This is a genomic window from Paenibacillus nuruki (assembly GCF_963311185.1).
GTDB classification, from domain to species: domain Bacteria; phylum Bacillota; class Bacilli; order Paenibacillales; family Paenibacillaceae; genus Saccharibacillus; species Saccharibacillus nuruki.
The window spans coordinates 4,175,001-4,195,514 of sequence record NZ_OY725677.1; the positions used below are offsets into that span (position 1 = coordinate 4,175,001).

General features: G+C 40.8%; 19 protein-coding genes (1 of these 19 cut by a window edge). All 19 read right to left on the minus strand.

All coding sequences use genetic code 11. The annotated features are described in order from the left end of the window. Positions 1-1,453, minus strand: the 5' portion of a protein-coding gene (gene lysS / locus RCP16_RS18480) for a lysine--tRNA ligase (protein WP_069326098.1). 80 nt of this gene lie to the left of the window's left edge; 1,453 of the gene's 1,533 nt are visible here — the first part of the coding sequence; it begins with the start codon at positions 1,451-1,453; its stop codon lies beyond the left edge, outside the window. A 281-nt stretch (positions 1,454-1,734) separates the two neighbouring features. Next, the gene (gene greA / locus RCP16_RS18485; protein WP_069326097.1) at positions 1,735-2,214 is read right to left on the minus strand and encodes a transcription elongation factor GreA; all 480 of its coding nucleotides are present in this window, start codon (positions 2,212-2,214) and stop codon (positions 1,735-1,737) included. A 239-nt stretch (positions 2,215-2,453) separates the two neighbouring features. Further along, positions 2,454-3,485: a tRNA dihydrouridine synthase DusB gene (gene dusB, locus RCP16_RS18490; protein ID WP_069326096.1), complete on the minus strand. Its 1,032-nt coding sequence runs from the start codon at positions 3,483-3,485 to the stop codon at positions 2,454-2,456. Between the two features lie 93 nt (positions 3,486-3,578). Next, positions 3,579-4,124: a 2-amino-4-hydroxy-6-hydroxymethyldihydropteridine diphosphokinase gene (folK, locus tag RCP16_RS18495; protein WP_069326095.1), complete on the minus strand. Its 546-nt coding sequence runs from the start codon at positions 4,122-4,124 to the stop codon at positions 3,579-3,581. Between the two features lie 9 nt (positions 4,125-4,133). Continuing rightward, entirely contained in the window at positions 4,134-4,496 is a 363-nt protein-coding gene (gene folB / locus RCP16_RS18500) for a dihydroneopterin aldolase (RefSeq protein ID WP_308641008.1), read from the minus strand. Between the two features lie 42 nt (positions 4,497-4,538). Next, the gene (gene folP / locus RCP16_RS18505) at positions 4,539-5,390 is read right to left on the minus strand and encodes a dihydropteroate synthase (RefSeq protein ID WP_371748124.1); all 852 of its coding nucleotides are present in this window, start codon (positions 5,388-5,390) and stop codon (positions 4,539-4,541) included. After that, positions 5,387-6,289: an aminodeoxychorismate lyase gene (pabC, locus tag RCP16_RS18510; protein ID WP_308641009.1), complete on the minus strand. Its 903-nt coding sequence runs from the start codon at positions 6,287-6,289 to the stop codon at positions 5,387-5,389. Before pabC ends, folP begins: the two co-directional genes overlap by 4 nt. Next, entirely contained in the window at positions 6,286-6,873 is a 588-nt protein-coding gene (gene pabA, locus RCP16_RS18515) for an aminodeoxychorismate/anthranilate synthase component II (protein WP_069326092.1), read from the minus strand. Before pabA ends, pabC begins: the two co-directional genes overlap by 4 nt. Continuing rightward, on the minus strand, positions 6,873-8,474 hold the full coding sequence (locus RCP16_RS18520) for an anthranilate synthase component I family protein (RefSeq protein WP_308641010.1): 1,602 nt from the start codon (positions 8,472-8,474) through the stop codon (positions 6,873-6,875). Before RCP16_RS18520 ends, pabA begins: the two co-directional genes overlap by 1 nt. A gap of 248 nt (positions 8,475-8,722) precedes the next feature. Next, positions 8,723-9,661 carry a cysteine synthase A gene (gene cysK / locus RCP16_RS18525; protein ID WP_069326090.1) on the minus strand — a complete coding sequence of 313 codons (939 nt, stop codon included), beginning with the start codon at positions 9,659-9,661 and terminating at the stop codon, positions 8,723-8,725. Positions 9,662-9,848: 187 nt separating this feature from the next. Next, positions 9,849-10,757: a peptidyl-prolyl cis-trans isomerase gene (locus tag RCP16_RS18530; RefSeq protein ID WP_308641011.1), complete on the minus strand. Its 909-nt coding sequence runs from the start codon at positions 10,755-10,757 to the stop codon at positions 9,849-9,851. Positions 10,758-10,771: 14 nt separating this feature from the next. Beyond that, complete coding sequence (hslO, locus tag RCP16_RS18535) at positions 10,772-11,668, minus strand: Hsp33 family molecular chaperone HslO (RefSeq protein WP_069326088.1); 897 nt, start codon at positions 11,666-11,668, stop codon at positions 10,772-10,774. Between the two features lie 60 nt (positions 11,669-11,728). Continuing rightward, positions 11,729-12,541, minus strand: coding sequence for a type III pantothenate kinase (locus RCP16_RS18540; protein ID WP_069326087.1), 813 nt, complete (start codon positions 12,539-12,541; stop codon positions 11,729-11,731). Positions 12,542-12,547: 6 nt separating this feature from the next. Further along, the gene (nadC, locus tag RCP16_RS18545) at positions 12,548-13,414 is read right to left on the minus strand and encodes a carboxylating nicotinate-nucleotide diphosphorylase (RefSeq protein ID WP_308641012.1); all 867 of its coding nucleotides are present in this window, start codon (positions 13,412-13,414) and stop codon (positions 12,548-12,550) included. Beyond that, positions 13,404-15,050: an L-aspartate oxidase gene (gene nadB, locus RCP16_RS18550; RefSeq protein ID WP_308641013.1), complete on the minus strand. Its 1,647-nt coding sequence runs from the start codon at positions 15,048-15,050 to the stop codon at positions 13,404-13,406. Before nadB ends, nadC begins: the two co-directional genes overlap by 11 nt. A gap of 21 nt (positions 15,051-15,071) precedes the next feature. Beyond that, complete coding sequence (gene nadA / locus RCP16_RS18555; protein WP_137225690.1) at positions 15,072-16,016, minus strand: quinolinate synthase NadA; 945 nt, start codon at positions 16,014-16,016, stop codon at positions 15,072-15,074. A gap of 278 nt (positions 16,017-16,294) precedes the next feature. Continuing rightward, entirely contained in the window at positions 16,295-18,349 is a 2,055-nt protein-coding gene (ftsH, locus tag RCP16_RS18560; RefSeq protein ID WP_069326083.1) for an ATP-dependent zinc metalloprotease FtsH, read from the minus strand. Positions 18,350-18,458: 109 nt separating this feature from the next. After that, positions 18,459-18,998, minus strand: a complete 540-nt coding sequence (hpt, locus tag RCP16_RS18565) for a hypoxanthine phosphoribosyltransferase (RefSeq protein ID WP_308641014.1) — start codon at positions 18,996-18,998, stop codon at positions 18,459-18,461. Between the two features lie 48 nt (positions 18,999-19,046). Further along, the gene (gene tilS / locus RCP16_RS18570) at positions 19,047-20,489 is read right to left on the minus strand and encodes a tRNA lysidine(34) synthetase TilS (RefSeq protein ID WP_308641015.1); all 1,443 of its coding nucleotides are present in this window, start codon (positions 20,487-20,489) and stop codon (positions 19,047-19,049) included. Positions 20,490-20,514: the final 25 nt, after the last annotated feature.

Here is a 20,514-nt window from a genome sequence, read left to right on the forward strand (position 1 = left end):
GACGATCTATACCGATACCTAATCCACCTGTAGGCGGCATACCGTATTCTAGTGCACGAATAAAGTCATCATCCATTTCATGTGCTTCATCGTTTCCTTTTTCTTTTTCAACCATTTGTGCTTCGAAACGTTGACGTTGGTCAATCGGATCATTAAGCTCTGTAAACGCGTTAGCATGTTCACGTGCCACAACAAACAGCTCGAAACGGTCTGTAAAGCGTGGATCTTCTGTGTTACGTTTAGCAAGTGGAGAGATTTCAACCGGATGTCCTGTAATAAAGGTTGGCTGAATCAATGTCTCTTCTACAAATTGTTCAAAGAACTCATTTAAAATATGACCGAATGTCATATGCGGTTCTACTTTAACATGATGTTCCTTAGCTAGTGCATGAGCTTCTTCATTCGTCATGTGTACGCCAAAGTCTACTCCTTTTACTTCTTTAACAGCATCTACCATAGACAGGCGACGCCATTGTGGAGTTAGATCAATATCTTGTCCTTGATATTGAATATGTGTTGTACCCAGTACTTCTTGAGCGATATGAGCGATCATATTCTCTGTTAGACTCATAATATCTTTGTAATCTGCATATGCTTCATACAATTCAATCATTGTGAATTCAGGGTTATGGCGCGTTGACGTTCCTTCATTACGGTATACGCGTCCGATTTCGTATACTTTCTCCAGACCGCCGACAATTAAGCGTTTCAAGTGAAGCTCAATTGCAATACGCATATACAGTTCCATATCTAGCGCATTATGATGCGTGATAAAAGGTTTGGCTGCGGCTCCACCTGCGATAGAGTGTAGTGTAGGTGTTTCCACTTCTAGATAGCCTAATGAATCCAAATAACGACGCATTGATTGAATAATACGGGAACGCGTGATAAATGACTGCTGAACTTCAGGATTCACAATCAAATCTACATAACGTTGACGGTAACGCAATTCAACGTCTTTTAGACCATGATATTTCTCTGGCAATGGATATAGTGATTTGGACAATACTTCTAGATCACTTACTTTAATAGAAGTTTCGCCTGTTTTGGTTTTGAATACTTTACCTGTAACACCTACGATATCTCCAAGATCTAGAATAGAGAACGCTTGGTACTTCACTTCTGGCGTGCTGTCTTGACGAACATAGATTTGAATACGTCCGCTTAAATCTTGAATATGTGCAAAGCTTGCTTTACCCATACCACGTTTAGCCATAATACGTCCTGCTAAACTTACTGTGATACTTTTTTCTTCTAGTTCTTCTTTGGTCAAACTATCATATTCACTAATAACGTCTGCTGCTGTAGAAGTACGTACATACTTTTGACCAAATGGATCAATACCTAGACCGCGTAACTCGTCCAATTTGTCTCTACGTATCTGCAATAGCTCACTTATTTCGTTTTCGTTATCCATCTCTTCTGGATTGGGGTTTACATTTTCTTCAGACATTGCTGAACTTCAACTCCTTCAAAGTAATACCTGTTGGCTATATTTCATATCTATTAATCGCGTTACATACAGGCTATGAAATATACACTATGAGTATAGTGTAACTGATTTGGCAGTATTCATAAATCTATAAAACGATTTTAACTGATAATATCTGCTTAACCTTTGCGAAATGTCCATATATTTCGTATTCATTTCAAGAAAAAAGCTTCCCAAAGGAAGCTTTTTCATAGGATATAACATAAATACGATCTACTTATCTTAACGTACATAAGACAATCTTATTTTTTGATTTCAAGAATTTTGTACTGGATCACACCGCCAGCAGGAACGCTAACATCAACGGTTGTTCCTTTTTGCTTACCAAGAATAGCTTTACCTACAGGGCTTTCATTCGAAATCTTATTCTGTGAAGGGTTAGATTCAGCACTACCTACAATGGTATATTCCATTGTGTCGCCAAATTCCATATCTTCTACAATAACAGTAGCACCAATACTTACGATATTAGTAACGATCTCATCACTATTGATAATACGAGCGTTGCGTAGCAACTTTTCAAGTGTAATAATGCGTCCCTCGATAAATGCTTGTTCGTTCTTAGCATCTTCGTATTCAGAGTTCTCACTAATATCACCGTACCCGATAGCAACTTTGATCCGTTCTGCTACTTCACGTCTTTTTACAGATTTAAGCATTTCTAGCTCGTCTTCCAGCTTCTTCAGACCGTCCTGTGTTAAAATGACTTCTTTGTCGCTCATCTCAACCGATTCTCCTGTCATGTGAATAATTTTCGCTCATCGCGCTTCGGGGTTTCTTGTCGAAATGATGATTGCAATAGGGATTCCCCAAAGAGGCTTAATTACTGTATCTAAACCTTTAGTTCAGGCAAATTTATACTGAAAAAGTATATGGGAATGATTACGAAATGTCAATAAAAAGGCAGGAGCAGTATTAAACACTGTATCCTGCCTTTATTATTTGTACCTATGACGATCATTTAGATGCTACATACTTGCTCTGCTTCTTCGATTTCATTCCCCGGAGAACTTAGTTCACCTACAGGAAGTCCTTCCAAGAAGTTGTGCAAAATCTGTACCATTTCATCACGCTTTACTTCTTCCATAATAGAATCTTTGATCTTGGCTGATCCTTTGATCCCTTTTAAATACCAAGAAAGATGCTTACGCATTTCTCTCACAGCCACATGTTCCCCTTTGAGATCAATCAAACGATCCATATGCAAAATCGCTATTCTGATTTTCTCTTCTGCGGTTGGCTCCGATAGTAATTGACCGGTCTTCAGGTATTCGATCGTGCGGTATAACATCCATGGATTCCCTAGAGCACCCCGTCCGATCATAACCCCATCACAACCTGTGGTATCCAGCATACGCTTCGCATCTTCAGGAGTAATCACATCTCCATTACCGATTACTGGAATAGAGACTGCTTCTTTGGCTTGCTTGATATATGACCAATCAGCTTGTCCTGTGTATAGTTGTTGACGTGTACGACCGTGTACGCTGACCGCTTTACCACCTGCATCAGCTACCGCTTTAACGTTATCGACTACGAAGATATGATCGCTATCCCAACCGATACGCATTTTAACGGTAACAGGCTTACTTACATTAGCAACTACAGCAGCGACCATTTCATTGATTTTATTCGGATCAAGTAGCCATTTGGCTCCTGCATCACTTTTGTTAATTTTGGGAGCCGGGCAACCCATATTGATATCAATAATATCTGCATTGGTATCTTGATCGACCACTTTGGCAGCGGCAACTAGAGATTCACGATCTCCTCCAAAAATTTGCAGACTTAGCGGCTTCTCGCGTTCATCCACAAATAACATTTCGTGTGTACGCTTATTACCATTCAAGATGGCTTTATCACTTACCATTTCAGCACAGACTAGACCTGTACCAAATTCTTTGGCTATTAAACGAAAAGCAGGATTACATACTCCAGCCATAGGTGCGAGTACGACCTGATTTTTCATTTCTATATCACCGATTTTTAACATTCGGGTTCACTCCTTGTATCTCTATCCATAATGTAGCATGCAAACAAGCGACTGATTCCCTATATCAAACAACAGATTTTATAATCTGTATATTTATTTTAATTTTGAATTAAAGGGCATAGTAAAAGCTTTGACATAGTGAATTCCTTGTTGTTCGGCTTCAATAAGCTGTAGCGATTGCTGAACCGAATAAAATAACTCGGGGTGCTGATCAGAGGATACTATTTCTGCTAATGGCACCAGTACAAAAGCACGTTCGTTCATCCGTGGATGAGGTAACTCTAAACGCTCGGTATGCAATTGTTGATGATCCATCCATAGTAAATCGAGATCGACTGTACGTGGGCCCCAGCGAATATCTCGTACCCTACCTAACTTATTCTCAACATCCAACATGCTCATTAATAACGGTTCCGGTTCTAATGTGGTACGTAACATTAATACCATATTTAAAAAAGAAGGTTGATCGATATACCCGACCGGTGCTGTCTCATACAGACCTGAACAACGAACAATCTCTATATCGGAATGATCACCAAGCATCTGTATAGCTTCTGTTAAGGTCTGCTCACGATCGCCCAAATTAGCGCCTAAAGCAATATAAGCCTCTGAATATTCAGAGGGAACAGATGACTTCATGACCGACTCTCACTTTCGTGTACGCCGCAATTCCACAGTAACGCCTTGAAAATGAATATCAAACGGTGGATGAGGCTTGGTTACTCTAACAGTTAGTGCATGTAACCCAGTATAAGCGTCCAGTAAAGAGGATGCAATACATTCTGCTAGAGCTTCAATCAATTTAAAAGACTGCTTTTCAACGATTTTTTTTACTTTTTCATGAATTTCAGCGTAGTTGATCGTTGTGCTAAGATCGTCGGTCTGTCCAGCAGTTGCCAGATCCATTTCTAATTCTAAATCGACATAAAAACGTTGACCTAATCTACGTTCTTCTTCAAAAACACCGTGATAACCGTAATATTCCATCCGTGTCAGAATCATTTTATCCATTGAGTATTTATCCTCCTGTGTATCTGTTTCTTTGATTAACTTCTATTGATCGATGGTAGACTCTAGCATTGCATCACACATCATCGCCATCCGCTTATTCTGCTTAATATCATGCACACGAATAATCTGACAGCCTTGAGCAATCCCAAAAGCAGTGGTAGCTGTTGTTCCTTCAACTACATCGTTAGCAGGTAGATCAAGTACTGTCCGAATAAACTTTTTGCGAGATGTTCCTAATAATAATGGATAGCCTAGTAAAGATAGTTGATCGAGTTGCGACATCAGTTGTAAATTGTGTTGCGCTGTTTTGGCAAATCCGATACCCGGATCTAAAATGATATGTTCAGCTTGTACTCCTGCTTGTAAGGCTTGATCGATACAAATCTGAAGATCATGACGAACATCAGATACCAGATCGGTATAATCCATGTTATCTCGATTATGCATTAAAATAATCGGACATTGGGCAGTAGCAGCTACTTGTACCATCAGAGGGTCAGCTTGTCCGCCCCAAACATCATTAATGATATGTGCTCCGGCTTGCAGTGCTTGCTTAGCCACTTCTGCTTTGTAGGTGTCTATTGATAATGGAATATGGGGAGCTTGACGATGCAAAGCTTCAATAATAGGAATTACACGTTCTAACTCTTGCTCTGTCGATACGGGATCATGTCCGGGACGAGTGGATTCGCCACCAATATCAATCAGATCTGCTCCGTCTTGCATCATTTGCAAAGCATGTTCGACAGCTCGCTCGACTAATGTATATTGTCCTCCATCTGAAAAAGAATCTGGAGTGACATTCAAAATGCCCATTATTAATGTTGTATCTCCAAGTGTTAAGTTGGTCGAACCCAAATCGTATGTTCTTGTATAGCGCATAGGCTGTTTCACTGCTGATAAGCCTCCTTAAGATAAGCGTAAGCTAATTGCAAAGTCATTGAATGGGAAAGATCATGAGGAACCTCATACGTTACTGTATCTTCTAATAATTGCTTTACAGGAACAATTTCTTGAACTGAATTGGTTAAAAATATTTCATCTGCTTCAAGTAAATGCTTCCATGTATAATGACCTTCATGCACAACAATACCTGCTACCATAGCTAATTGGATAACAAAAGCGCGTGTAATGCCGGGTAGTATGCCTGTATCTATAGCAGGCGTATACAGTTGCTGATTTTTCACAAAAAAGAGATTGCTTACAATACCTTCTGCTATATGTTGTTCTTTGGTCAGCATTAGCCCTTCTACAGCCGTAGATGGATGATCTTGATATTGCATCAGTTCGCGTTTGCCCAAAATACTATTCATATAATGGAGTGACTTAAAACGAATATCGCCTTCTGGTGTGTTGCGTAATGTGTGTAAACAACGTAATGACTTGCTATGACTATATAGATGATCGATAAGCGACATAGAATCAGGACGTGCTGGAGGTAATGATTTGGCATATATAATGATATTCGGTTGCTCATAGGCTCCAGAAGGCAAACCTAATATATCGGTTCCTGCTGAAATCGTATACCGAATGTACGCCTCTGTTAATTCATTAGCATACATGAGATCTCGAATCTGATTTTGCACCTGATCTACCGATTCGTTCCACATGATTCCCAGCGATTTACAACTTGTAGATAGTCGAGTTAGATGTTGCTTCAGTAAAAAAGGCTGTCCATTATAAGTACGAAACGTCTCAAACAATCCCATTCCATACAAAAAACCGTGATCCATGACAGAGACCACGGCTTGATCTGTAGCAATAACTTGTCCGTTTAATGATACATATTTCATAATGTTGGTGCTTTATCTACTTTACGACTCAAAAAGCTACGCAACATTTCGTGTCCATGATCGGTCACAATCGATTCAGGATGGAATTGCACACCTTCGACTGCATATTCTTTATGACGTAGACCCATAATTTCGCCTTCCGCTGTCTCCGCTGTAATTTCTAAACAATCCGGTAAACTTTCACGTTCTACGATCAATGAATGATAACGAGTCGCAGTAAATGGAGAAGGTAGATTTTCAAAAACAGATTTCTTATCATGCAAAATAGGTGACGTCTTACCATGCATTAATCGCTCTGCACGAATAACATTGCCTCCAAAAGCTTGACCAATCGCTTGATGACCCAGACAAACACCGAAGATCGGAATATCGCCTTTGAAATGGTTGATCACGTCTAAAGTAATACCTGCTTCTGTCGGTGTACATGGACCCGGGGATAATAAAATATGATCGGGTGCCATTGTGCGAATACCCGCCATATCGATCTCATCATTGCGACGAACAACAACCTCTTCACCCAATTCGCCTAAATATTGAACAAGGTTATACGTAAATGAATCGTAGTTATCTATAACGAGTATCATTATATTCTCCCTTTCTCTGCTTGCACTTGATCGTATTGCTCACTTAACATGACTGCTCTTGCCATCGCTCTCGATTTGTTAAAACATTCGCGATATTCGCGATACGGTTCCGAATCGATCACCACACCTGCACCTGCTTGCATATACGCTATATGGTCTTTGACCGTTAATGTTCTAATAATAATATTTAATTCCATATTACCATTATAGTCAATCCAGCCCATTGAACCTGTATACGCACCACGACGAGTCTGTTCTAATTCTTCAATAATTTCCATCGTACGCACTTTCGGTGCACCGGTAATTGTTCCACCGGGAAATACAGCAGCGATAACATCATATACATCTTTGGACTCGGCTAGTTCACCTTCGACTCCGGAGACTAAATGCATCACATGAGAATAACGTTCGATCGTCATCAGTTCAGGCACACGTACTGTACCGTATTTGGCGATTCGTCCGAGATCATTACGCTGAAGATCGACCAGCATAATATGTTCGGCACGTTCTTTTTCATTAGATAAAAGATCGTCTTCCATCGCTTGATCTTCAATTTCAGTTGTACCTCTACGCCTTGTACCTGCTATCGGTCTTGCAGAAACTTTGCCATCTACAACACGTACCAATAATTCGGGTGAAGCCGATACTAAATAAAAATCAGGTGTACGTAGCAATCCCATATACGGAGACGGATTGGTTAAACGAAGCCATTCATACACCGATTCTGGTGTCGAAGCTAAAGGTCGATGACTGCGTAAAGACAAATTGACTTGAAATACATCACCCTGACGGATATACTCCTGAATCGTTTGCACTGCTTTTTCAAATTGAATCTGATCAAATTCGGTCTCAAATCCATACCCATCCGTACGTGAATCGGTTAATGCTATTGGATGTTCTGTTAGAAATTGCTTACGTGCTATTGTCGATGATGCTTGAGCTTGTTGTAGAATATTCTGCCACTGCTCTGCCATCTGCGTTGCGCATGTAGCCGCATGATTATACGAAGATTGATGATCTGTACTGTTACCTATAGAGGTATGGACACAACAGTACAACTGCTTATCTGTATGATCAATCACCCAGATTTGGTTAAATTTCATCCATAGATAATCTGGCATCCCTAGATCATTGCTTAGATGATCAGGTAATTTTTCTAAAGAACGAGCGACATCGTAACTTAGAAAGCCAACACACCCTCCTGTAAATGGAGGCACCTCTGGTAATTTGGGAGCACGATCGGTCGACATCCATGTTCGTAATATATCTAAAGGCTTGCCTGTATAAGAGGCATCAGTTATATATTCAGGTTGTGCATTGGGTATAGCCAAAACAGGAGTGGTATCTGTGGACTTTCGAATATGTGCTTGCTGATCTTGACCACTGAGTATAGATACAGGAGAAAGTCCAACATAACTGTATCTGCCACTTTTCCCATTTTCCAATACAAAAGAATAAGGCATCTCTTCTTGCCACAATTGTTCCCAGCTATCCGGTAAAAGTTGATCTTCTAACGGGATACGAACGATATAAGGCAGTTGGGTGTATCCTTCTGCTTGCCAGTCTGTCCATTGTTGAAATGATGTATATACTTTGGTCAATCGATCTTCCTCCAACCTGATGATCTATTCATTGTCGTTAGTATACTAAAGCATGGATCGAATGAGAAGATGCGGAATATAAAAAAGCTTCTAGCCTTATGCCGTGTAGACAAAGGTAGAAGCTTGAGATCCATATATATTCGAATATAACATCTTAGAACAAAAGATCAGTGTATCATACAACTTGATCTCAATACGGAAACATCTTCATATCAATAAAGATACTGTAGATCATCCGATAGTTCTAATTACGATTCGAAGTTGTATAGCGGTGTACTAAGGTAACGTTCACCGTTACTTGCGATAATCACAACGACACGTTTACCTGTACCTAACTCTTTAGCCACTTGAAGAGCGGCTTTGATCGCTGCACCGGAAGAAATACCTGTAAGAATCCCTTCTTCTTTGGCTACACGACGAGCCCATTCAAAGGCTTCTTCATTTTCAACATGAATAATTTCATCGTAAATGTTTTGGTTCAAAATTTCAGGAATAAAGTTAGCGCCGATTCCTTGAATTTTGTGAGGGCCTGGTTGACCACCTGCCAAAATAGGAGAAGCTGCTGGTTCTACTGCATAAATTTTGATCTCTGGGAAAGATTCTTTCAAAACTTCACCCGCACCAGAAATAGTACCACCTGTACCGATACCTGCTACAAAAGCATCCAATGTTCCACCGATCGAACCGATCGCTTCTACAATTTCAGGGCCTGTTGTTTCACGGTGAATTTTAACATTCGCTTTATTTTTAAATTGTTCTGCAATAAAGTAATCTGGATTTTCACTCAAAATCGTTTCTGCTTTTTTGACTGCTCCATTCATACCTTCTGATCCAGGAGTAAGAACCAATTCTGCTCCATATGCACGCAGCAAATTGCGACGCTCTATGCTCATTGTCTCAGGCATTACAATTACACATTTATATCCTTTAGCAGCAGCGACCATAGCTAGTCCAATACCTGTGTTACCACTAGTTGCTTCAACAATCGTACCACCAGGTTTGAGTAAACCTTGTTTTTCCGCTTCTTCTACGATGCTGATTGCAATTCGGTCTTTGACACTGGAACCCGGATTCTGATATTCAAGCTTCAGATAGATATCTGCGCTTCCTTCAGGAACGATACTATTCAACTTAACTAGCGGTGTTCCTCCGATAAGTTCTGTGATGTTATTGACGACTTTTGCCATGCCTATAGCCCTCCTTCAAATGATAGAACGTAGCTGTGAATACGAACTCTATTCTATATGTCTAATCTACGCTATTCCGAGTAAAATAGTAGGTTTTAATATACTTTTATATTATCAATCTGTCACAGCGTTGTCAATCTAGCATTTAGCAAAAATAACACGAAATCGCTAAGATTGAATAAATATTTTATTCTGCCACAGATAAAATGTACGCATTATATTTTTCTCTTAATTGTTGCTCAATTTCATTTAAAGGTTTGGCTTGTCCTAGAGCAATTTTGCGTCTTGCAGTCTCCCGGCTCATGCTCTGCTTGGCAGAAGGAGCTGGACGAATATCGGTGACTTGTACAATCGCATAATGACCTGTACTTAATGCAATCGGTCCAACAACATCACCTGCTTGCATATCTTGAATAGCTTTTAACAATTCAGGTGGTTGAAAAGGATCATCTTGATCGATCCATCCAAGTGCTCCTCCTTGTGGTGCTGAAAATGTATCCACTGACATCGATTGTGCAACTGAGGAGAACACTTCTCCTTGATCGATACGTTCTATCGCTTGTTGCGCTGATTCTTCAGTGTCTAATTCAATCCACGCCAAATCAAATTGATGCTTTTGCATCGATTGTTCGTATTGCTTCAAGTACGCATCCACTTCTGCATCTGTAATTTTGATATCTGCTGTAGCGATCTTTTCCAGTTCAATCTGATATTCAGATTCTTGTCTCAGATCATCTGCACTTAATCCAAATTGAGTATTCATTTCTTGATAAAAGTCTGCTGGTGAAGAATATCCGCTAATACGCTCTGCTAGATCATCTTGAATCTCTTCTTCAGTAACTGCGATATGGCGTACTTGCACTTCAAGCTTGACCGCTTGATGATTCAGCATTTGTGTCAAAATTTCTTTGCCATATCTTCGCTTCAATTCATTAACCCATTCTTGTTCACTGATCGACTCATTACCTACCATCGCTACTGTAGAAGAGCTAGAATGTTGAACTGCCCGGATCACCCAAAAGGCACCGAGCAGCATAATAATTACAGATAATAAGACCAAGACGGCTGTCCATACAGGTGATCTGCCTCTAGTCATATATTTCGTATTCCTTAACTTTTAGCTTCAGCAAGAATAGATTCCAGATCTTGACGATTGAATAAATGCTTTTCACCGCAGAAATGACATACTACTTCTGCTTGTCCATCTTCTTCGATCAATTGCGTCAATTCATATTCACCTAGACTCATCAACGTTTGTTCTACACGTTCACGAGAACAAGGGCAATAGAATCGCACATCTGATGTTTCCATCACTTGAGCATCAGGCACAACACGGCGTAACAGTTCTTCTAACTCTAATCCTTCTGCTAAAAGAGTCGTTACAGGTGGCAACGTGCTGATCGATTGTTCGATTTGGTCAATTTCTGCATCGGTAAGACCGGGTAACAATTGAATAATAAATCCGCCGGCTACAATAACAGAGTTGTCTGTATCTACAAGTACGCCAATACCTACCGCAGATGGAGTCTGTTCAGACTTCGCAAAATAGTACGTGAAATCTTCGCCTAGCTCTCCTGAAATAATCGGCACACTTCCACGATAAGGATCTTTAAGTCCCAAATCTTTGATTACATATACAAAGCCTTCTGTACCTACTGCTCCTGCTACATCCAATTTACCCATCGCATTACTTGGCAAATGAACATGTGGATGATCAACATATCCACGAACTTCGCCTTTGGCATTAGCATCCGCTACGATCTGACCGATCGGGCCGTCACCTTTTACTTGTAATGTTAATTTTTCTTCGCCTTTAAGCATAGCACCCATCATTGCAGCTGTTGTCAGCGTACGACCCATTGCTGCTGTTGCTGTAGGCCATGTATCATGACGTTGACGTGCTTCCTCGACTAAATGAGTAGAGCGAATAGCAAATGCACGTACTTTACCACCTAATGCTATACCACGGACAACAAGGTCCGGTTTTGTGTGTTGTTGATTTTCCATTTGTAATGGCTCCTCTCGTTGCTCTTGCTGTATTTTCCAATGAGCATGGTTCTTCTATTTTTATTTAGACGCTTTAGGCGTACCAAAAGTTTTGTCTATCGGTGTGGTTATTACATTACGCTCATAAATCAAACGTAATCCTTCAAGTGTAAGCATCGGATTCACTTCATCGACCGTTTCGGTTTCACTGGAAATCAGTTCTGCCAAACCACCAGTAGCCACGACTTTACCAATCACACCCATTTCAGCATGAATTCGTTTGACGATTCCATCCACTTGTCCAGCGTATCCATATATAATACCAGATTGCATGGCATGAACGGTATTACGTCCGATGACTTTTTTAGGTTTCTCTAATTCAATATTCGGTAACTTGGAAGCTCGTTGATACAAAGCTTCTGTAGAAATCCCAATTCCAGGGACGATTGCGCCGCCTAGATAATCACCTTTACTGTCAATACAATCAAATGTAGTCGCTGTACCAAAATCAACAACAATAACAGGACCACCATATTTTGCAACAGCGGCTACTGCGTTAACAATCCGATCTGCTCCCACTTCGCGTGGGTTCTCATAACGCAAGTTCAGACCGGTGCGTATGCCCGGTCCGACAATCATAGGAGTATGATGTAAATATTTTCTACACATTTCTTCTAGCGTGTTCATAATTGGAGGCACAACAGAAGAAATAATAATTCCTTGAATATGATCAATCACAATATTGGACATCTGAAAAAGGTTATGCACCATCACTCCATATTCATCCGGTGTAGCTTGACGATTCGTATTGATACGGAAATGATGAAGCAATTGTTCTCCTTGATATACGCCCAACACAATATTCGTATTTCCAATATCAATCACAACTATCAAAGTGCGTCACTCCCCTTTCTTCGCACCCAAATCCAGACTAATATCCAGATTTTCAAAAGAATACGTCAGTCGTCCTACAGATATAATATCAACGCCTGTGGCTGCTAAGTTATAAATTGTATTTAACGATACATTGCCCGATGCTTCAATTTTGATATGCGGGGCTTGCTCACGAATCATATGCACTGCTTCTTGCATACGTTCTGGTGACATATTATCAAGCATAATGATATCTGCTCCAACAGTCAAAGCTTCTTGTACTTGTTCTATACTTTCAGTCTCGACTTCAATCGTCATTGTGTGCGGAATCTGGTGACGAGCTGAGTTGACCGCTTCGGTGATTCCGCCTGCTGCTTTGATATGATTATCTTTAATCATCACAGCATCATAAAGTCCAAAACGATGATTATGTCCGCCACCAATACGTACAGCATATTTCTCAAGCATACGATGTCCCGGTGTGGTCTTACGTGTATCTACCAATCTTACCGGCAAATCTTGAATAGCATCTACATATTCACGAGTACGAGTAGCGATCCCCGACATCCGTTGCAATAAATTAAGTGCTAGACGTTCTCCTGTCAGTAGATGGTGTGTACTACCTTCTACTTCTGCAATGATATCACCTTTGTGTAGCTTTTGTCCTTCTTGAGCGATAGGTTGAAACTTCAGATCAGGATGAACTGTGCGAAATACTAACTCCGCTACCGGGAGCCCCGCAAGTATTCCATCTTGCTTAGCATGAATAACGGCGCGACTGCTATGTCCTTGTGGAACTGTGGTTGCTGTAGTGATATCTCCAGCGCCTACATCTTCGTTTAGCCATAATTTGATCCATTGTATTAGATTGTCTTCGTATCCGTTAAACATCATCACTACTCTCCTTTGTTAGCCCTTGATGAATCTGTTGCACAATATGCTGTTGCCAATCTGTATCATTACGCTCTGGAAAATCTTCTCGATAATGTCCGCCACGACTTTCTTCCCGATACAATGCTGAACGCATCACAAGCAAAGCACATGTCAACATATTGGACAGCTCGATAGCTTCCTTTGTATCCATTGAATATTGGAAAATAATCGTTAATGCTTCAAGCTTAGTTAAGCCTTCTTGAAGAGATACAGAGGTACGACGAAGTCCAGCGTACTGTCCCATAATCTGTTGGAGTTCTAAGCGCCAACTGATCCATTGCTCGGCGTAGTTTGTGAATTCAGGTACATTCTTATCATAAGAAAGCATATCTTTTGTTGATAAAGAGGATTCTTTCTCGGGTTCAACCAGTGGAGGTAGTTGAAGAATTTGCTGAACTACCCGTTTGCCAAAAACAATCGCTTCGGATAATGAATTACTTGCTAATCGATTTGCCCCATGAATACCTGTAGAAGAGACTTCACCACAAGCAAATAATCGCTGCACACTACTTGCTCCTTGAAGATCGGTTTTGATACCGCCCATCATATAATGAGCCGCAGGTGCCACAGGAATCCAGTCTTGAGCTATATTTAATCCGTAACTCATACATGTTGCAAAAATAGTAGGAAAACGGCGTTTCAATGTCTCTTCAGACTCATGTGTGATATCCAGATAGACACAAGTACTTTCTTCTTTTTCCATTTCACTGATGATCGCTCTAGCTACGATATCTCGAGGTGCCAGTTCTTTTAACAGATGGTAGTTTGCCATAAAAGCTTCACCTGTATGATTACGCAAAATAGCTCCTTCGCCACGTAACGCTTCTGAGATCAGAAATCGCGGTGCACCTGGATAACATAAAGCAGTCGGATGAAATTGAATAAATTCCATATCTCGTACCTGTGCTCCTGCGCGGTAAGCCATCGCCACTCCATCGCCTGTAGCCACATCAGGATTCGTCGTATATTGATATAGCTGTCCACTACCTCCTGAACAGATCACAGTCGCTTCTGCTTGGACATAGACGAGACGATCATCTGGTTGCTTTACGATGACGCCTGTACATTCATTGTGATGCGTGACTAGATCAATTGCCAAATGCTCATCCCAAACTTCAATACGTGGATGTTCAGCCACATGCTGAGATAATGCTCTAACAATCTCATATCCTGTAGAATCCCCATTTGCATGTAAAATACGGCGATGACTATGAGCCCCTTCTCGTGTTAACTCCAATTGTCCATCAATCGTATCAAATAAAGTGCCTAGACGAATCAGTTCCTGTACACCTGCTGGGCCTTCTTGCACAAGCACATCTACGGCAGACGAGGAACAAAGACCAGCTCCTGCAAGCAATGTATCTTGACGGTGATAAAGAGGAGAATCATCTGCTGCTATCACAGCTGCAATCCCGCCTTGAGCATAACGAGTATTACTGTCTAATAATGATTTCTTTGTGATCATAAGAACGTGCTTATATTCACTTGCCGAAATAGCAGCAAACAATCCTGCAATTCCTGAACCTATAATAATAACATCGACTTGTTTGTGAATATATTCACTCAGATGATAATCTATCAGGCGATTTGGAATCATAATCTGTTCCCTCTCAATCGTTCAAGATGAAGATACTTGTAGCATACGTTCCAAAGAAACACGAGCTTGATCAGCAACAGCAGGTGGTACATAGATTTGAGGTTTCATCTGCTCTAAGCAATTGACTAATTTTTTTAAATTGTTCACTTTCATATTAGGGCATACTAAATATTTGCTAGCAAAGCGAAATGTTTTATCAGGGCTGTCTTTGCGAAGCTGATAACCTGTACCATCTTCTGTCCCTACGATAAACTCCTGACAAGGCGATTCTTTGCAATATTTGATAATCGCTGTTGTGCTACCTACAAAGTCACCTAAAGCAACAACATCAGGACGACATTCAGGATGGACAACAAATTCAGAATGGGGATGTTTCGCTTTCATTTCCATTACGTCTTTGACCGTCAACATATCATGGGTATTACAATATCCTTCCCAGATAATCATCTTTTTATCGGTATGCTGTTGTACATAATGCCCTAAATTTTTATCAGGAACCCAAATGATTTCGTCGGAATCAACAGACTGAATGACTTTCACCGCATTTGCCGAAGTACAGCAGATATCTGTTTCTGCTTTGATCTCAGCAGATGAATTAATATAAGTAACCACTTTAGCATTAGGATGTTTTTCTTTTAATCGACGCAGACCATCTACATTGACCATATCTGCCATTGGACAACCAGCCCGCTCATCAGGGATAATCACTGTTTTGTTAGGTGCTAGAATTTTAGCACTTTCACCCATAAAGTGAACTCCACAAAACACAATCGTATCCGCTTCAGTCTGAGCTGCTTTTTGCGCTAACAAAAAAGAATCGCCACGGAAATCTGCCACTTCTTGAATCTCATCCCGTTGATAATAATGAGCTAGAATAATAGCATTGCGCTCCTTTTTTAATTCTAAAAGACGTTCCTTGAGCTGTGCATCCCGTTCTGCTTTCTTTTCCAGTGCTAACGCTTCCATCGTAATCACTCCTTCAAATTGATTGAGATTCATTTCACAATGTTTGGCAGAGAAGTATGTTCTAAGATAGTTATAGCTTTCTGATCGAATAGTTTGTGAAAAATATCCCGTACTACCGTGTAAATTGTGTCAAATTTGTGATCAGGTTCAACCAATAATGTACACAATGCTATACTCACTTGTCAATCTATGAATTTGAACAAATGCTTTAAACGCAAAAAAAGCCTGAAGATCCTATTGATCTTCAGGCTTTTTATTTACTGCATTTTTGTTATTGATTACGAAGTGGGTGTACTTCCACCTGTTCCATTTGGTCCACGATCTTCGCCAGGGCCATTAGTAGGGCTATTCGGAATATCTCCGTCTTTGCCCAATCCAGGTGTAGATGGAGTGTTATCTTTCTCCAAGCTCAAAGAACCACCGATTGTATCTACAGTTGGTTCGCCACCTTCTGGTGTTTCGCCTGAACCGCTATTACCATCGCTATTGCCAGTATCACTTAAAGATCCAGTTTCAATCAATTCTTTGATTTGTTCTAGATCCAATGTTTCTACTTCAAGCAATGTTTGAGCAATCAAATGCATTTCTCTTGAATGCTTTTGCAATAATTCGCGACAGCGTTCGTAAGATTCCGTAATAAAACGGTGCATTTCTTGATCGATCTCATAAGCGATTTTATCACTATAGTTTTGCTCGTGTCCGATATCACGACCCAAGAATACTTGACCTTGAGCAGTACCGAATTGCATCGGTCCAAGCTTCTCACTCATACCGTATTCAACGATCATGCTGCGTACGATGCCAGTTGCTTGTTGGAAGTCACTATATGCTCCAGTACCAATCTCGCCGATAAATAATTCTTCAGCAACACGTCCACCTAGCAAACCAGTTACTTTATCCAACAATTCCTGTTTCGTTACAAGCATACGGTCTTCTTTAGGAAGCATAATAACATACCCGCCAGCACGTCCACGCGGTACGATTGTTACTTTGTGTACCATATCCGCATGCTCCAAGAAATAACCTACAATCGTATGACCCGCTTCATGATAAGCAACGATGCGTTTTTCACGATCACTAATAACACGACTACGTTTTTCTGTACCTACGATGATACGGTCAATAGCTTCATCAACCTCATTCATCGAAATATCACGACGATTACGACGCGCAGCAAGCAATGCTGCTTCGTTCATCAAGTTCTCCAGATCTGCACCTGTAAAACCTGTTGTACGTTTCGCAATTGTATCCAATCTTACGTTAGACGTAAGCGGTTTGTTGCGTGAGTGAACTTTCAGTACAGCTTCGCGACCTTTAACGTCTGGACGATCCACCGTAATTTGACGGTCAAAACGACCTGGACGTAACAATGCAGGATCCAAGATATCTGGACGGTTAGTTGCAGCAACGATAATAATACCTTCGTTTGCTCCAAATCCATCCATTTCAACAAGAAGTTGATTTAGCGTTTGTTCGCGCTCATCATGACCGCCACCAAGACCTGCGCCCCGTTGACGACCAACAGCATCAATTTCATCGATGAAAATAATACATGGTGCATTTTTCTTCGCATTTTCAAACAAATCACGTACACGCGACGCACCGACACCGACAAACATTTCTACGAAATCAGAACCGGAAATGCTGAAGAATGGTACGCCTGCTTCTCCTGCTACTGCACGAGCAAGCAATGTTTTACCAGTACCCGGAGGACCTACAAGAAGTACCCCTTTAGGAATACGAGCTCCAACGGCGTTAAACTTACGTGGATCTTTCAGGAAGTCAACAACTTCGACGAGTTCTTGTTTCTCTTCGTCAGCCCCTGCTACATCCTCAAATGTAATTTTTTTCTTCTCTTCGTTGTACAAGCGAGCACGACTCTTACCAAAGTTCATCACTTTGCCGCCGCCACCCTGAGCTTGATTGAAGAGGAAGAAGAACAGAATAAACATAATCACAAGTGGAATCATCGAAGTGATGAATGACAACCAAATACTGTCGCCTTCCATCGGCTTAATGGTTACTTGTGTACCCCCATTGTCACTAGCTGTTTCGATCTCGTTGATCGCTGCATCAGTGGCAGGGATGTAAGAAGAAAATGCATTCGACTTCGCATCTGCTGGTTTTGTTTTGTATTCACCTGTAACTAAATACGCATAGTTATCAAACTGAACCGTAACAGAGGAGACATTACCAGCAGCAAGTGCTGCTTTAAGCTGATCATATCTTGGATTATCGGTAGCTTCGCTTCCGTCACTAACGTAACGTACAATGCCCACCACGACTAAAAAAAGAATTAAATAGAAACCCGAATTCCGGATGAACCGATTCATCCCCTACCTCCTCTCGAGACACTTAAATTATTTTACCATAGCCAGACTTACGTTCTCAATAGAGCTCGAAGCCAAATAACGGATATTGCTGCTATTCAGGCATAGGTAATTAGTTTGAATAAATTGCCGGTTTTAAAATCCCAATGTAGGGGAGATTCCGGTATTTCTCAGCATAATCTAGACCGTATCCAACAATAAAAGCATCCGGAATAACAAAACCGGCATAATCTGCTTCTAAGTCAACGGTTCTGCCTGCTGGCTTATCGAAAAGAGTAACTACACGTACGCTACTAGCACTACGACCGCGCAATACCTCCATAAGGTAACTAAGCGTGAGTCCACTGTCAATAATGTCTTCTACGATCAATACGTCCCGTCCTTCAACAGAAACATCTAGATCTTTAATGATTTTGACAACACCGGATGATTTGGTAGATGCTCCATAACTGGATACCGCCATAAAATCGATCTCAAGCGGTACATCGATCCGTTTAACCAGATCAGCCATAAATACAAAAGCACCTTTCAATACACAAATCACAAGCGGGTTGCGTCCCTTGTAATCGTCACTTAGCTTAGCGCCAAGTTCTAAAATCTTCTGCTGAATCTCTTCTTCACTGATGAGTACTTCTTCAATGTCATTGCGCAACTTGGTTGAACCTCCTACATTATACTTATCAAGCCGAATCGACGATAATCAAACATTTTCTTCAGTTTTTATTCGCCTCATATGTACTACACAAGAAGTACCCGGGTGCACCAAAGCTGATCCCGAACGTCGAATTCCTGGAATCCATAGCACTTGACCGTGAAAATCAGCCAATAAAGGCAAAGTATTACGCTGAGATAATGGTATTTTCTCATCGATAAAAAGATTTTTAACTTTCTTCGTTCCGCCTTCTCCTGTAAGTTTAAACGAGTCACCTTGACGGCGAGAACGCAAACAAAGCGGAAAAGTCAGTAAATCCGCATCAAAAAACGCTTCCTCCGAAGAAAGTTCCATCTGGTCTGAATCATTCCTATTCCATGGCAATAATCGGATATCTAATTGCTCCTTGGTAAAAGGAATAGATATAACCTCATTATTACGCAAAATCGGAATACAATATGGTTCATAAAACTTGGGTACTCCTCGTATAAATCGGATATTCTGATACTCTCGGACACAAGTGACCTTATCGCCAATATCCAGACTCCAACTTGTGAGACCACTTTGCATAATCTGTCCCCGAACCATCTCAATTTTGGAAAAATCAAATTTTTCGTAAGATGGTGACAGATAACTCAATATTAGTTTAATCAACCTCCGTTGTAAAGCGACATGCACTTCCACGAAAGAAGTAACTTCAAATGAAAACGATCCTTCTTCTTCTTTAACCAATTCTGCGTATAACGTCCCTGTTTCCTGTTGAATATAATCATTTTCAGTTCCGACAATTTCAGCAAGCCTTGCCAGTGATGGCACCAACTGCTCATTAAATTGCTCCAAAAATGGTAAAACATCCAATCGGATACGGTTACGTGTATACTTGCGGTGAAGATTACTGCTATCTGTAATGTAACCAAAATCGCATTCTTCACAGGCATGAATCAAGGTCGTCTTGTATATACGTAAGAACGGACGTATAAGTTCCACATTTTTTTCAGTTCTACGCATTTTTATTCCGCTTAATCCTTCAGCCCCTGATCCACGCAAAATTCGCATCAATACCGTTTCTGCTTGATCATCCATATGATGAGCCAGTGCGATCGAATGTGCAGACCATTTCTCAGCGATTCGATGCAAAAAATCATAGCGTAATGTACGTGCAGCTTCTTGTGGTCCTTGACCCGTCTCTACCATATAATCAGGCGTACTGACTTCTTCTAGCTCAAAAGGAATGTGCAAGTCTGACGATATCTTAGCTACATATTGCGCTTCTTGTGCAGACTCTTCTGGACGAAATCCATGATTAAGATGAGCGCAGACTAGCTTCCATTGATATTCATCGGATAAAGCATGCAAAACATGAAGTAGTGCTACAGAATCTGACCCACCTGACACAGCGACAATAATGGTATCGCCAGCTGAACCAAGACGCTGTTCTTTTACAAGTGTTCTGACATGCTCTAACAACGATTGCCATGTCTTTCCACTCATCATACTCTCCCCGTTTCTTGATCGT

Excerpts from the sequence above, each read along its gene's own strand:
- greA (WP_069326097.1), bottom strand. The coding sequence starts at position 2,214 with ATGAGCGACAAAGAAGTCATTTTAACACAGGACGGTCTGAAGAAGCTG.
- dusB (WP_069326096.1), bottom strand. The coding sequence starts at position 3,485 with ATGTTAAAAATCGGTGATATAGAAATGAAAAATCAGGTCGTACTCGCA.
- folK (WP_069326095.1), bottom strand. The coding sequence starts at position 4,124 with ATGAAGTCATCTGTTCCCTCTGAATATTCAGAGGCTTATATTGCTTTA.
- folB (WP_308641008.1), bottom strand. The coding sequence starts at position 4,496 with ATGGATAAAATGATTCTGACACGGATGGAATATTACGGTTATCACGGT.
- pabC (WP_308641009.1), bottom strand. The coding sequence starts at position 6,289 with ATGAAATATGTATCATTAAACGGACAAGTTATTGCTACAGATCAAGCC.
- pabA (WP_069326092.1), bottom strand. The coding sequence starts at position 6,873 with ATGATACTCGTTATAGATAACTACGATTCATTTACGTATAACCTTGTT.
- cysK (WP_069326090.1), bottom strand. The coding sequence starts at position 9,661 with ATGGCAAAAGTCGTCAATAACATCACAGAACTTATCGGAGGAACACCG.
- RCP16_RS18530 (WP_308641011.1), bottom strand. The coding sequence starts at position 10,757 with ATGACTAGAGGCAGATCACCTGTATGGACAGCCGTCTTGGTCTTATTA.
- hslO (WP_069326088.1), bottom strand. The coding sequence starts at position 11,668 with ATGGAAAATCAACAACACACAAAACCGGACCTTGTTGTCCGTGGTATA.
- nadC (WP_308641012.1), bottom strand. The coding sequence starts at position 13,414 with ATGATGTTTAACGGATACGAAGACAATCTAATACAATGGATCAAATTA.
- nadB (WP_308641013.1), bottom strand. The coding sequence starts at position 15,050 with ATGATTCCAAATCGCCTGATAGATTATCATCTGAGTGAATATATTCAC.
- nadA (WP_137225690.1), bottom strand. The coding sequence starts at position 16,016 with ATGGAAGCGTTAGCACTGGAAAAGAAAGCAGAACGGGATGCACAGCTC.
- ftsH (WP_069326083.1), bottom strand. The coding sequence starts at position 18,349 with ATGAATCGGTTCATCCGGAATTCGGGTTTCTATTTAATTCTTTTTTTA.
- tilS (WP_308641015.1), bottom strand. The coding sequence starts at position 20,489 with ATGAGTGGAAAGACATGGCAATCGTTGTTAGAGCATGTCAGAACACTT.